This is a genomic window from Candidatus Polarisedimenticolia bacterium (assembly GCA_036001465.1).
Classification (GTDB): Bacteria; Acidobacteriota; Polarisedimenticolia; order Gp22-AA2; family Gp22-AA2; genus Gp22-AA3.
Genome location: DASYUH010000046.1, coordinates 60,637 through 74,269 on the forward strand (window position 1 = coordinate 60,637; position 13,633 = coordinate 74,269).

Annotated in this window: 11 protein-coding genes; 6 read left to right on the forward strand and 5 right to left on the reverse strand. The window is 69.9% G+C overall.

The window, feature by feature from the left end; genetic code table 11:
- Positions 1 to 65: 65 nt before the first annotated feature.
- The 3 genes from VGV60_09715 to VGV60_09725 form a co-directional block, all read right to left on the reverse strand.
- Complete coding sequence (locus VGV60_09715) at positions 66 to 3,554, reverse strand: tetratricopeptide repeat protein (GenBank protein ID HEV8701532.1); 3,489 nt, start codon at positions 3,552 to 3,554, stop codon at positions 66 to 68.
- 156 nt (positions 3,555 to 3,710) lie between these two features.
- Complete coding sequence (locus VGV60_09720) at positions 3,711 to 6,599, reverse strand: DUF4215 domain-containing protein (GenBank protein HEV8701533.1); 2,889 nt, start codon at positions 6,597 to 6,599, stop codon at positions 3,711 to 3,713.
- Between the two features lie 158 nt (positions 6,600 to 6,757).
- Positions 6,758 to 7,669 (reverse strand): MBL fold metallo-hydrolase, encoded by a 912-nt coding sequence (locus VGV60_09725; protein HEV8701534.1) that lies wholly within the window; start codon positions 7,667 to 7,669, stop codon positions 6,758 to 6,760.
- Positions 7,670 to 7,739: 70 nt separating this feature from the next.
- Here VGV60_09725 and VGV60_09730 point away from each other — a divergent pair, with 70 nt between their 5' ends.
- Both VGV60_09730 and VGV60_09735 read left to right on the forward strand, forming a co-directional pair.
- Entirely contained in the window at positions 7,740 to 8,372 is a 633-nt protein-coding gene (locus VGV60_09730) for a DNA-3-methyladenine glycosylase (protein ID HEV8701535.1), read from the forward strand.
- Positions 8,373 to 9,221: a metallophosphoesterase gene (locus VGV60_09735; GenBank protein HEV8701536.1), complete on the forward strand. Its 849-nt coding sequence runs from the start codon at positions 8,373 to 8,375 to the stop codon at positions 9,219 to 9,221. It begins immediately after the preceding gene.
- A 10-nt stretch (positions 9,222 to 9,231) separates the two neighbouring features.
- Here VGV60_09735 and VGV60_09740 read toward each other — a convergent pair whose 3' ends face one another.
- Positions 9,232 to 9,573 carry a hypothetical protein gene (locus VGV60_09740; protein HEV8701537.1) on the reverse strand — a complete coding sequence of 114 codons (342 nt, stop codon included), beginning with the start codon at positions 9,571 to 9,573 and terminating at the stop codon, positions 9,232 to 9,234.
- 108 nt (positions 9,574 to 9,681) lie between these two features.
- On the opposite strand from VGV60_09740, the gene VGV60_09745 reads away from it, so the two are divergent.
- The 3 genes from VGV60_09745 (at position 9,682) to VGV60_09755 (ending at position 11,384) form a co-directional block, all read left to right on the forward strand.
- Positions 9,682 to 10,221, forward strand: a complete 540-nt coding sequence (locus tag VGV60_09745; GenBank protein HEV8701538.1) for a YaeQ family protein — start codon at positions 9,682 to 9,684, stop codon at positions 10,219 to 10,221.
- A gap of 96 nt (positions 10,222 to 10,317) precedes the next feature.
- Positions 10,318 to 10,767: a hypothetical protein gene (locus VGV60_09750; GenBank protein HEV8701539.1), complete on the forward strand. Its 450-nt coding sequence runs from the start codon at positions 10,318 to 10,320 to the stop codon at positions 10,765 to 10,767.
- Positions 10,768 to 10,826: 59 nt separating this feature from the next.
- On the forward strand, positions 10,827 to 11,384 hold the full coding sequence (locus VGV60_09755; protein HEV8701540.1) for an outer membrane beta-barrel protein: 558 nt from the start codon (positions 10,827 to 10,829) through the stop codon (positions 11,382 to 11,384).
- Positions 11,385 to 11,403: 19 nt separating this feature from the next.
- On the opposite strand, the gene VGV60_09760 is transcribed toward VGV60_09755, so the two are convergent.
- The gene (locus VGV60_09760; protein HEV8701541.1) at positions 11,404 to 12,324 is read right to left on the reverse strand and encodes a hypothetical protein; all 921 of its coding nucleotides are present in this window, start codon (positions 12,322 to 12,324) and stop codon (positions 11,404 to 11,406) included.
- 97 nt (positions 12,325 to 12,421) lie between these two features.
- On the opposite strand from VGV60_09760, the gene VGV60_09765 reads away from it, so the two are divergent.
- Entirely contained in the window at positions 12,422 to 13,615 is a 1,194-nt protein-coding gene (locus VGV60_09765; GenBank protein HEV8701542.1) for an MFS transporter, read from the forward strand.
- Positions 13,616 to 13,633: the final 18 nt, after the last annotated feature.

A 13,633-nucleotide genomic window follows, 5' to 3' on the forward strand; every position in this document is an offset into this window, starting at 1 on the left:
GTCTGCGTCCTCAAATATCTCGGATAGATGACCGTTGTCAACAGGAATCGGGGGAGCGGCGGATCTCAGAGGCTCAGGAGGGTGCGGAGCCGATCCGCGTCCTGGTTCCGGTTCGCATGCTGAAACAGGGCCCCCGCGTCCTTGGCGAACGCCGCCGTGATCGGCCGGTTCAGGAACTGCCGCAGATCGGCTCCGGTCAGCCCATGGCGCATTTCCGCGAGGTACCCCAGCGATGTGCTGAACCTGTCGGCGGCAGCTGCGGCCCGGCCCTGTGCCTGCAAGGACCTGCCGCTCAGGTGGCAGGCCTGGAACAGGACGTCCCGCAACCGCATCGGTGCGGCGATCTTCAGCGCCTGTTCTGCCTGCAGGCCCGCCTCCTTCGCGCGCCCCGCGGCCACGTGGACCCGGGCGAGGGCCAGGTGTGCGGCCGCCTCGATCGGCGCCAGGCCGGACGCGGAAGCCCTGCTGGCGACGCCCTCCAGATCACGCACGGACTCGGCGGCCTCCGCCTCCTGCAATCTGGAGAGCAGGACGAGGCGCTGATCGTGCGACGCGATCGCCCGGGTGACGGCCTCCTTCGAGACGGGCAGGGCCCGGCTCTTCTGGCCGCGGAGGAGCAGGAGCGCCGCCTGGTTGATCAGGGCCTCCGCCTGGAGCGGGGCGTTGTTCATCTCCTGGCCCAGTCGCAATCCCTCCTGCAGCGCCGTGGCGGCGCCGTCAAAATCGCCGAGGTGTCGCCGGATGCTCCCGAGATAGATCAGGCAGGTGGACTGCTGGGCCTTGTCGCTGATCTCCTGAGCCAGCTTCTGCGCGTCGGCCAGGAGCGACAGGGCGGGACCATACTCACCCTGGTCCTCGTGGATATTGGACAGATTGGCCGACAGCACGAGAATCTCCACCTTGTCATCGACTTCGCGGGCGAGCGTCAGCCCTTCCGTCTCGTATCGGACCGCTTCCTCGTACCGCCCTTGCACCTGCTCGAGGAAGCCGAGGTCGATGAGCGATCGCACGATTTCGACCTTGTCTCCGATCTCGCGGCGCTTGGCCAGCGCCTCCTTGAGAAAGAAAAACGCTTCGACATAGTGGCCCAAGACGGCGTTGATATACCCGACATTCCCGAGGCTGCGGGACAGATTGGCGGGATCGTCGATCTCGCGGACGATTTTCAGGCTCTCCTGGTAGGAGCTCAGGGCCTCCTCGGGCCGGCCGGCGATCTGGTACAGGTCGCCCAGGTTCGAGTAGCCGAGCGCCATCCCCTCGCGATAACCGATCTCCCGGCTGATCGCCACGCCCTCGACGGTCGACTTGATCCCCTCGTCGTGCCGTCCCAGGTCGCGCTGGATCATCCCCAGGTTGTAGAGGGTCATTGCGGTACCCCGGCGATCGCCGATGCGCTGCCTGATCTCGAGCGCCGCCTGGTAGTTCTTGAAGGCCTCCTCGTGCCGGCCCAGCGTTCTGTAAGCGTTGCCCAGGCCGTTGAGGACCGCTGCACGGCCCTCCTGGTTGCCGGTCTCCGTGTGCAGCGCCAGGGCGGCGTTGAAATCCTGCAGCGCCTCGGCGGGTTTCCCCAGCTTGAAGCGCACGCGCCCCAGGGCGTAATGAGCGCTCGAGTACTTCGGATCAAGGGCGACGACGCGGAGGAGCGATTTCAAGGCGCCTTCGAGGTCGCCCGCGCCCTCCTGAATCGCCGCGAGGTCGGAGAATGCTTCGGCGCTGTTCGGGGCGATCTCGCACAGGTCCCGGTATGCCTTCAGCGCCTCGTCCGTCTTCCCGCCAAGTCGCGCCTGGACGCCGCGGATGCGCGCGGCCTCGTAAGGGGAGGCCGATCCGAGCCCCGCGATGGCCTTCCCCGCCTCGGCCACCGCCTTGTCGGAATAGCCGAGCCGGTCGTACGTCTCGGCCAGGAGGGCCTGCGCCACGTGGAACTGCGGATCCTTCTGCAGCGCGTCCTCCAGTCGCTTCGCCGCGTCGATATCTTTGCCGGCCCGGCCAAGCGCCACGCCTTCGCTGTACAGCGACAGCGCCTCGACCGAGTGCGTGGAGAGCTCGGTCGCGCCGCGCCGCCGTTCCAGGACCCCCCTCGCGACCCCCAGTTGCTCCCGGACGCGCCGGGTGAGGTCGTCCACCATCGCGAAGATCGCCCGATCCCCCTCGCCGTCCACCACGATGGAGGTCGTCCCGGAAGTTCCGGCGACCGCGTCCCCGGGAGACCGAGAAGCCCCGGCCACGCGCAGGCTGGCGTCGATCCGGAGACGGTCGGCGATGCGCACGAGCCGTCCGGCCAGGACGTTCTCGGCGCCGAGCAGCCCGGCGATCCGGAGCGTGCTGGCGGGGGAGGGCTCGACGTTTTCGGGGAGCTTGAGGACCGCGAGGATTTCCTGGGTCCGGCTCTCGCCCACCAGCCGGAGCGCCTTCGCCTCGATCAGCTCCGTGCGGAGGAGGCTCGGCAGGCCCGTGCGCACCCAGTCGTACGCCGGGTCACCGGTGGCGTTCTGAAACGGCAGCAGGACCAGCGAGGCCCGGGGCGCCGGCGGGGCCGATGAGCCCCACGGCGGCCAGGGAATGTGAGGCAGGACGGCCGCCACGATCGCCGCGGCCGCGAGCGCGGCCGCAGGGACGAGGTAACGCGGCCGGGCGAACCGCTTCCACGAGCGCGAGGCGCGCTGCCTTTCGAGATCGCGCAGGAGATCCCCGGCGCTCTGGTAGCGATCCTCCGGCTTCCGCTGGAGCGTCCGCGCCACGATCGCCGACAGCCACGGAGGCAGCTCGGGCCGCGACAGCCGCACGGTCGGCGCGTCCTCGTGCAGCCGCTTCATCATGACCGACAGGACGTTCGAGGCCCGGAACGGCAGGGTTCCGGTGAACATCTCGTAGAGAATGACGCCGAAGGAATAGAGATCGCCGCGGTGGTCGGGCGTCTCCCCGCGGGCCTGCTCGGGGGACATGTAGTCGACCGTGCCTAGGATGGCGCCGGTCTCGGTCATGGTCCCGCCCTCGGCCAGGGAGCGCGAGATCCCGAAGTCGGCGATATAGGCGTTGCCGTCCCGGTCGATCAGGATGTTCTGGGGCTTCAGATCGCGGTGCACGATGCCGGCGTCGTGCGCCGCCTGGAGCGCATCGCCGATCTGCCGGGCGAGGGCGAGGCCGCGGTCGAGCGGCAGCGGCCCCTCCTGCTCGAGGAGCGCTTTGAGATTGGCCCCCTCGATGTACTGCATCGAGATGAACCGGATGTCGCCCGCTTCGCCGAGGTCGTGGATGCGCAGGACGTTCCGGTGGGTCACCTGGCTGGCGAGCAGAATCTCGCGCTTGAAGCGCTCGAGGACCTCGGGGCGCGACGCCATCTCGGGCCGGATCACCTTGAGCGCGACGAGGCGGCCCAGCTCCCGATCCTGGGCCTTGTAGACCGTCCCCATGCCCCCTTCGCCGAGGACGGAAAGAATCTCGTAACGGGTCCCGAGGAGGGTGCCGGGGGACAGCCGGGACAGGGAGCCGCCGCCGGGAGATCCCGTGAAGGGACCACCCGTCGTGGTTCGCTGGAAGGGACCGGAGGTCATCGTGCGCTCGCCCGCGAGACTCGCTCCGCAGGCCGCACACTCGCCGGCCCCATCCGGGTTGGGCTGGGCGCAGTGGGGGCAAGTCATAGAAGCGTCTCATCGTAGCACGGCGGGGCGCCGGCCCCCTAGTCGGACGGGCTCCCGCCGTACGGAGGTCTAGGGGGGGGTCGGGCAGGGGCTCGGGTTGGGGGCCGGGTGATCGACGTCGCTGCCGAGCGGCCCCTCGCCGCAGCCCTCTCCGTCGGTCAGGTAGTAGAACGCGGTGCCGGCGGGCGGCAGGGACGGATCGGTCGAGACCAGGTCGCCGTCGGCGCGGGAGTCGGCGCTTTCGAAGCAGACGTGATCGAACACGCTCCCCGGCAGGCGCGTCCCCAGGGGGGCCGTCGCCGTGCCCCGGTAGACGTTGTGGAACCTGGCGTTCGCGGCGGCCGACCAGGTGAGGGTCGCCTGGCTGGAGAAGAGAAGTCCGGCCGTCGCGCCCGGCGGCGCGTTGGCCGGATCGTCGGGGGCGCAGTCCGCGACGTCGTGAATCCCGTCGAGATCGCGATCGACGGCGATGGGCGGCGCGAAGCGGATCCCCTGCTGCTGGATCCTGCCGGAGATGAACAGGACGGTGCCGACCCCGGTCGCCTTGTTGACGCGCAGGAGCCCGCCGTCCGCGCCGGTGCCGCGGAGCGCGATGCCGTACAGCGTCCCGTCGGGAGCGAAGTCCATGCCCGCCAGGGCCACGGCGTTGAAGATCGGTCCGCCGACGAGCGTCCTCGCGGCGGTCGCCGAGTTCACCGTGTAGAGGGACGACGTGCCGACGTACAGGGTGCCGGCCGCGTCGAACGCCATGGCGCGGGCGTTGGTCAGCGCCAGGTCGCCCACGGTGGCCGTGGTGATGCCGGTCGCGGGGTCGAGGATGACGAGCCGGCTCGATCCCGCCGCGTCGACCGCGATGCCGTACAGGACCCCCGTGAGGGGATGGAAGTCGATCGCCGTCACGGCGAGCCAGCCGGTCCAGCCGATGAACGCTCCCCGGCCCGGCAGTCCCAGGGGCGCCATGTCGACAAGCGCCCCGTTGTAGCCGATCGACAGGTTGACGTTGAACTGGGTGGAGCCGAACAGCCGTCCGGACGCGTCGAACGCCAGGTCCCCCATCTCGTGGAAGCCGGGGTCCCCGATCGGGATCACCCTGCCCGTGGTGACGCTCTGCAGGACGAGTCGCGAGCGCTCGTCGACGACCCAGGCGAGCCGGTCGAGCTCGGCCTGGCAGGTCGCCGAGCAGCCGTCGCCCGAGGTCTGGTTGCCGTCGTCGCACTCCTCACGCGCGGTGGGCTGGACCACGCTATCGCCGCAGATCTCCGGGCGGCAGGTCTGGGAGCAGCCGTCGCCGCTCCGGACGTTGCCGTCGTCACACCCCTCGCCCGCCTCGGGGATTCCATTGCCGCACGGGGTCGCGGCGCAGGCCCCGGAGCAGGAATCGCCGTCGAGCGTGTTGCCGTCGTCGCACTGCTCGAACGGATCGAGGGCGCCGTTTCCGCACGTGTCGGTTGCGATGTGCGCCATGAAGACGTCGATGTCGTTGTTCCGTCCGTCGGACCACGCCGGGTAGAAGCCGGTCCCCTCGCTGGCGCACTGGGCGTAGTCGCCGAAGTTGGGGGTGAATGTGGCGGGCACGAACCAGGAGGAGGGGACGGTCGTGACACGGACATTCGGCTCGAACGATCCCCCGCCGTCGGTCGATCGGGCCGCGTAGACGTCGGTGGTGCTCATCGCGGTCCAGTTCCGGTAGTCGTACCAGGTGGTCTCGACGCCGCCGCCGGAGTTGACCGACACCCAGGGCATGACCTGGTCGTGGCCGGCGCCATCGTCGTTGACCCGCACGGGGGCCGACCAGGTCGCCCCCCGGTCGATCGAGCGCGCCAGGAACACGTCCCGCTCCGGCGCCTCGGGGATCTCGCGCTCGACCCAGATGACGTACAGGTTCCCGCGGCCCGGACCGGTCGAGGTATCGACCGCAATCGTGCCGATTTCGAGGGTGTCCTCGCGGTTGTAGCCGACGTTGGCCGGGAAGAAGGACGGGGCCATGGAGCGCACCACCACCCGGGGATCGAACGAGGCGGCGAAGTCGAGGCTTCGCCTGAATTCCAGCCGGGTCTCGGCCGCGGTGATGTCGTCGACACCGCGTTCCCACAGGACGTACACCTCGCCGTCCGGCCCGATGGCGACATAGGCGATCTGCACCGACTCGGTGGAGCTGCTCTCGAGGACGAGCGGCGCCGACCAGGTGGTGCCGCCGTCGGCCGACTTGATGATCTCGACCTGCAGCGGCCCCGCCATGCCCAGGTTCCCGTTCACGAAGCGCGTGTAGACCATGTACAGGGTGTTGGTCGCCCGATCGCAGGTCAGCCATTCCTTGTCGAGGAAATCGTTCGTCGAGATCGAGGCGATCTGCGGGTTCGACCAGGTGAGGGTCGTCCCGGAGACCGTCCCGACGTTGACCGCGATCGCGGCATCGGAGGCGTTCGGGAAGTAGATGCTGGCGTAGTAGAACGTGCCGTTGCCGCAGACCGTGACCGACGGATCGCCGAGAAGCTCCTTCGGCAGGGGGCCGCCGGTCGGCAGTCCGCCGCCGTCGGTGAAGGTGAGCCCGCCGTCCGTCGACCAGGCGGCGCCGCTGCCGCGGTTGCCGTTGATCTGATTGAAGCCGACGACCACGGTCGAGCCGAAGACCGCGATGCTGGTCTCGCTCTGCGTGCCGGCGACGCCGCGACTGGCCTGGACTTCGGGAGGCTGGCCCGGCGTTCCGGCCAGGACGGCCGGCGCTCCCTCCGCCGCTCCGGCCCACGGTCCCGGGTGGCCGGCGGCACCGTCCCACGCCGCGGCGCCGACCCGCGCCGCCTCGACGCTCATGCGCCGCGGCACGAAGCGCACGGCGGCGCGCAGGCGCTCGAGGCGGTCCGCTCCGGTCTCCCCGCGCGGGGCGGCCGGCAGCAACAGGCAGGGGATGAGCGCGATGAGGATCGCGGCGAGGCGTCGCCCCGACCTGCATGCGGGCATGGCAGATGACACGGTCGGCACCCGGACAATCGGCAAGCCTGGAAGCTACCGCCGATCCGGTCCCAGGTCAACCGATTACGGCAGGATCCGCGGCGCCGGCCCCATCGACATGTTGCGGCCGCCATGTTTCTCTGCCGCGCATCGATGCGGCGGGCGGGTCAGCGCCCCGCCTGGACCTCGTCGTAGATGACCGCGACGTCGTTCCCGAGAGTCCGGAAGCTCGGCTTGATCTCGGGATACTGATCCAGCTTGATGGTCCGGATCGCCTCCGCCTTCGACCGGCCGGCCTTGACCGCCTTCTCGACCTCGTCGACGAGATCGGACATGAACGAGCGGAAGCGCCGCAGCGTGGCGACATCGGTGACCGGGCCGTGCCCCGGAATCACTTTCGTGTCCGGTGGCACCAGGGCGAGGGCCTGATCGAGGTTGCGCACGTAGCCACGGCCAGAGCCTCCCGCGAGCGCGTCGATGAACGGGACCATGCCGTTGAAGAACAGGTCCCCCATGTGCAGGACTTTCTCTGCGAGCAGGTCGCGGTCCTTCTCGATGGCGAGGCGGTACGGATCGGCGGCGTCCTTCAGGCCCGCGAGCTCCGCCTCGATCGCCTGGAGCCTTCCGGGAAACGTCTTCTGAATCGTCTCCGGATACTCCAGAAGCCGGGGCCGCACGCTGTTGTGCGCGATGATCTCGGCGAACTTGATGAACACGGGGTTGCCGCCCGTGTGATCGCCGTGATAGTGGGTGTTGACCAGGAAGCGGATCGGCTTGTCGGTCACGCTCTTGATCTGCGCCACGATCCCCTCGGCGACTTCGCGGTACTGGTCGTCCACCACCACCACGCCGGCGTCGGTGACCAGGAAGCCGACGTTCCCGCCCCGGCCGTACAGGCAATAGACGCGGTCGGACACCTTCTCCAGCTTGAACTCGGGGGCTTTCGGCGCCGGCTTCTCCGCCGCCGGCGGCGCACCGGAGTGCGCGCGGGCCGGAAGCGCGATCAGCAGGCCCCCGATCAGGATGGCAATCCGGGTGGTGACGACGCGCCAGGGGGCGCGGCGGTCCGTTGGGGGCATCGGCTCCTCCGGAAGAAAGGGATGGCGGAACGACGGCCACTCTACCACGGCCGGGTTATCATGCCCGCCCATGGAAGCGGCCCGTGTCCTGGCGAAATCCGACCCGCGCCTCGGGCGCCTGATCGCGCGCGTCGGTCCCTGCCGCCTCACGGTCGAGACGCTCCAGAGCCCGTTCGAGGCGCTGGCCGAGGCGATCGTCTACCAGCAGCTCACGGGGAAGGTCGCCGCCACCATTCTCGGACGCGTCGTCGACCTGTTCCGGCCGAAAAAATTCCCGTCTCCGCAGGACATCCTGCGCACGCCCGACGAGCGGCTGCGCCGCGCCGGCCTGTCGCGCGCCAAGGTCGCCGCATTCAAGGACCTGGCGAGGGCCACGCTCGACGGCACCGTGCCGCGGCTGGCCGCGCTCAAGCGAATGGACGAGGAGGAGATCGTCGCCCGGCTGACCGCGATCCGCGGCATCGGACGCTGGACAGCGGAAATGCTCCTGATCTTCCGCCTCGGCCGTCCCGACATCCTGCCTGCCGGCGACTACGGCATCCGCAAGGGGTTCGCGCGCACCTTCGAGACCCGCGCCCTTCCGACGCCGCGGCAGGTCCTGAGGCGCGGCGAGCGCTGGCGCCCCTACCGCACGGTGGCGAGCTGGTACCTGTGGCGGGCGCTCGAGGCGGCGCCCCGGCGCCAACGCCGCCGGTCTGGCTGAGTGGTCGGGAGCCGGGATCGCCAACCGTCCTGGTGGCGACGCTCGATCCTCTTCCTGGTGGTCGCGGGCGGCGCCTGCGTCGCCTACGGCCATTGGGTCGAGCCGTACTGGCCCACGGTCATCCACGTCCGGATCCGCTCCGCCAAGGCGGGCGATCGATCCAGGCCGCTGCGCATCGTTCACATCTCGGACATCCACAGCGATCCCAGGCCGCGCCTCGAGGAGCGCCTGCCGGGGTTGATCGCCGCCGAGCATCCGGACGTCATCGTCTATACCGGCGACTCGATCAACTCGCCGCCGGCGCTGCCGATCTTCAGGCGACTGATGACGCGTCTCGCCGAGGTCGCGCCGACCTTCGCGGTGCGGGGCAACTGGGACGCGTGGTACTGGCGCGACGAGGACCTGTTCGGCGGGACAGGCGTGCACGAGCTCGATGGCCGGGCCGAAGGGGTCACCGTGGGGGACCGCCAGGTGTGGATCGCCGGGGTGGCCGTCGGGCACGAGAGCCTGGCGCGAACCGCCCTGGACCAGGTGCCCGCGGGGAGCCTGACGATCTTTCTCTACCATTACCCTTATCCGGATGTCATCCCCGAGGAGGATGCAGCCCGGGTCGATCTCCTGTGCGCCGGGCACACGCACGGCGGGCAGGTCGCCCTGCCGCTGTACGGAGCCATCCTCACGCTGTCGAAGTACGGCAAGAAGTACGAGTCGGGGCTCTACCGCGCGGGGAGCTTCTGGATGTACGTCAACCGCGGCATCGGGCTGGAAGGGGGGGACGCGCCGCGGGTCAGGTTCTGGGCCAGGCCGGAGATCACCGCCATCGATATCGTTTCGGGCCCGGGCCCCTGAAGCCAGGCCGTCACTCCACGATCGCGTCGACGTCGAGGAGCAGGTAGGGCTCGCCGAACGGCGTGCGGCCGTCGCGGGGGCTGAGACGCAGGCCCCAGTTCCCGCCGTACACCAGGGTCGCCACGCCGGCGCCCGAGTCCTCGACGCGGACGGCCCGTGCAGGGCACGGGGTGCCGTTCTTCTCGCTCGACCAGCCGGCCACGTCGCACAGGATCGTCTCGTCCCCGCCGGGGGAGTACTGGATCGATGTCACGACCCGGGATTCGGAGGTCGCCTGGAAGCGCTGCGAGCAGCCTTCGGGGCAGTTCGGGTTCGGCTCGATGAACACGCTGACGATTCGCCCGGCGCCCATGGCAGGGTTCGGTCCTCCGACATGCCTCTCGACTGGGGGCGCCGAAGCATAGGGCGTCCCGGAGAACGGCGTCAACACGCGATCAGGCGTCGGTGCGATACTACGCCGATGGCTCTGACGGCGACGCTCTACAGTCTGGATACCGAGCTCTCGGACGTCGATCGCGGCACGTATGTGAGCCTGGGCGTGCGCCTGGCGCGTCAGCCGTCCGAGACCCTCGAGTTCATGCTGACCCGATACCTGGCCTACTGCCTGGAATACAGGCAGGGGATCGAGCTCACGGAGGGGATCGCGGCGGGGGAGGATCCCGCCATCCTGGTGCGCGACCTGACGGGACGGATCACCGCCTGGATCGAGGTCGGCCTGCCCGATGCGCATCGGCTGCACCGGGGGAGCAAGCTCGCCGGCCGCGCGGCGGTGTACACGCACCGGAACGTCGACCAGGTGCTGGCGGAGCTGAACGGGAAGAGCATCCACCGGGCGGCTGAGATTCCCGTCTATTCCTTCGGCCGCGGTTTCGTCGAGTCGATTGCTTCCGCCGTGAAGCGCCGGACGAAGATCACGCTGTCGATCACGGAGCGCCACCTCTACATGGACCTCGATGGCCAGGCCTTTACCACGACGGTGGACGTGCACCGCATCGCCTGAAGCGTCAGGGTGCAATCAGCGCCCATCGGGCGCGGATTCACATCGGGCGCGGATTCCTTGACAGGCCCCCGCACCGGGCGTAGCCTCACGTCCGCCATGAACACAGCTCTCCGCGCCTGCGCGGTTGCCCTGATCCTGGGCTCGATCGGCTGCGTCTCCAGCCCGGAGGTCGACCTCCAGGGGGCGTGGTCGGGAGACTGGTCGAGCGGCCAGACCACCGGGGAGCTCGACATCACCTTCGACGGCAGGTCGCCGTTCGGCGACATGAAGATCTACGACGTGGTCCTTCTGATCCACGGGCCGACCTGCCCCTCGGGAGACGACCGCGCGGCGGGCGACAGGTCGGCGGCCTTCAAGGACGACGATGTCCACATCGCCGTCCGGTTCGCCGGCGCGACGCCGGGCGGGGACGAGAACATCTTCCGCTTCGACGGACAGCTGTCCGGCAGCCACGCGATCCTCGGCTCGTACACGCTGACCAGCGCCTCCTGCCCGGCCTGCACCTGCGGCATCGGCTCCTCCGGGACCTGGAGGGCGTTCCGCTGACCGCCGTCGCGGCCCCCTCAGCCTCCGTCCGGAAGGCCCGGATCGTCCCGGCGGTGGTGGTGTGCGGCCTCGTCCTGATCGCCGGGACGCCGGTCACGACGGCCCAGGCCGCGGCGCCGGGCGCCACGGTGTTCACGGCGGGCTCCGGCGAGATCGGGGCCGATGTCTCCGTGACCCGCTTCGATCCCGACCTGACGGACGAACGCGGCGATCGGTACGCGCTGCGCGGAGGAGCCTTCATCGGACGCCAGATCCAGTGGGAGGCGGAGATCACGCGCGCCACGGCCCGGGAGGAGCTGTTCTCCGGCGCCGAGAAGAGGATCACGCTGGCCCTTGCCGTGGCCAACGTGGTCGTCAATTTCTACCCGGGAGGACGAACCGTTCCGTACGTCCTGGCGGGCATGGGAGTGGGGCAGATGAAGCTCGAGGCGATCGGTCTGTCGTCGCGCGAGACGGCCACCGCCTACCAGATCGCGGGCGGCTGCCGCTTCTTCATTGGAAGGAACAACCGCGCGGCCGCGCGCCTCGAGCTGGCCCTCCTGGCGAACGAGGGGTTCGACGAGCGCTACGTCCACGCCTCGCTGGGGGCGGGAATGACCTTCCGACTCGGACAGTAGCCGGGCCCGCCGGCCGGGCTCAGTGCGGTCGCGTCCTCTCCGGCACCGGCACAAGGCACTGCGGCAGGCGGCGCAGCGATTCCAGCCCGAAGACCAGTCGCTGGCCGTCCTGGTATCCGCTGGTGTAGCGGTTGGCCGCCTCGCCGGCGAAGGCGGCCAGGCTGACGCGCGCCGGGGCCGGGGCGACGGTGGTGAAATCACGGCTCATCAGGTCGCCGCAGCGGCCGAGATCGACGGCGCGCATCGCTTCGATTCCGGCCGCGAACCCCTTGAGGTAGTCGGCGTCGACCGAGACGCGATCCGCCAGGCGCGAGGTCTCCGCCATCGCCTTGTCGATCTTCGCGCGGACGGCGGTGTTGGCCTGCTCCGCCTTCCAGATATTGTGCTCGGCCAGGGTCTCGTCGTAGTCGGCCGGGTAGGCGTCGCGCTTCCTGTGGTTCCACGCCTTGGCCTGCATGGCCTCGTCCTGGCTGGTGTGCCGCTTCAGGATCGGGTGGAGCGCCGTGTCGATGCCGTCGAGGTTCGACCTGGACACGACCTCGCGCGGCAGCTCGACCTCCAGCTCCATGAGACAGCGCGCTTCGTTGTAGAGCGTGAACGGCCCGTCCTGGGACGACACCAGGATCGGCTCCGGGAGGCTCAGGAGCAGGTCGAGACGCGCGCGCTTGAGGTCCACCTTCACGACCTGCGCCAGCTCGCCTGGACGGAACCGCATCCTGCCCCGGCTCGTGACCAGAGTCTCGTTCACCCGGTTGTTGGTGTGGGTCCCCGCGCAGTCGGAATAGGTGTCCACGTTGGTCAGGATCCAGGCCCCGCGCCAGCGCGCCTCCAGCCGGCGCTCCAGGTCGGAGGCCTCGGCGGGACGCGGCGATTGAATGAGGCCCAGCGCCGACAGCGCCGCCGCGAAGGACATCACCCACCGCAATTTCGATTGTGTCATCGGATTCTCCTCCCTGGGCTTCACCAGCCAGAACCTAGGTTTCGACGTCTCCCGTGTCAACCGCCACGCCGCGCGAGGGGGATGCTAGGATGCGCGCGTGACCGACCGCGTCGTCCTGTATGCGGCCGCCTTCGTGCGCGCCCTGGGGACCGGCATGATCGGCGTCCTCATGGGCGTCTATCTCGCCCGGCTCGAGTTCGATCCGGCGCGGATCGGCTACGTGGTCGGCGCCGGGCTTCTCGGATGCGCCGCCGCGGCCCTTCTGGTGACCCTGTTCGCCGATCGCGCCGGCCGCCGGAGGTCCCTCATCGCCGTGTCGCTCCTGTCGTTCGCGGGCGGCTGCGCGTTCGCCCTCACCGCGCACCCCTTCGCCGCGGGGGCGGCGGCCTTCCTCGGGATGGTGAACGGCATGGGGCGCGACCGCGGCGCCTCGCTCATCCTCGACCAGGTCATCCTGCCGGCGACCGTCGGCGACGAGCGCCGGACGCGCGCCTTCGCCTGGTACAACGTCCTGCAGGACATCGGCCACGCCGTGGGCGGGCTCCTGGCGGGACTGCCGGCCCTGCTCCGCGGGCTGGGGGCGGAGGGGCTCGGGTCCTACCGGCTGAGCGTCGGCTTCTACGCCCTGCTGATGCTGGCCTGCGCGGCGCTCTACCTTCGCCTGTCGTCGCGCGTCGAGCCGGATCCCGCACACCCCCTGAAGGCGCGCGTCTCCCCCGCGACGCGGCGCGTCCTCTGGCGCATCTCGTCCCTGTTCGCCCTGGACAGCCTGGCCGGCGGGTTCCTGACCACGGCGCTCCTGAGCTTCTTCTTCTACGAGCGCTTCGGCGTAGGGGAGGCGGTCCTCGGCCCGCTGTTCTTCGGGGCGCGGGTCCTGAACGCCCTGTCCCACCTGGGGGCGGCGTGGCTGGCGCGCCGCTTCGGGCTGGTCAACACCATGGTCTTCACCCACATCCCTTCGAGCCTCCTGATGATCACCGTGGCCTACGCGCCGAGCTTCCCGATCGCCGCCCTTCTCTTCCTGCTGCGCGAGGGGCTGGTGGAGATGGACGTGCCGACCCGCCAGTCGTACGTCATGGCGGTGGTGCGTCCCGAGGAGCGCACCCTGGCCTCCGGCGTCACCCACCTCGTCCGGGTCGGCGCGTGGGCCGTCGCCCCGGCGTTTGCCGGCTGGTTCATGGGCGGGCTGTCGCTGATGACCCCCCTGGTCATCGGGTCGTGCATGAAGGTGGTGTACGACATCATGCTCTATGCCGCCTTCCGGGGGACGCGGGCGCCCGAGGAGGTTTGACAGGGCGGATGGGCCGGG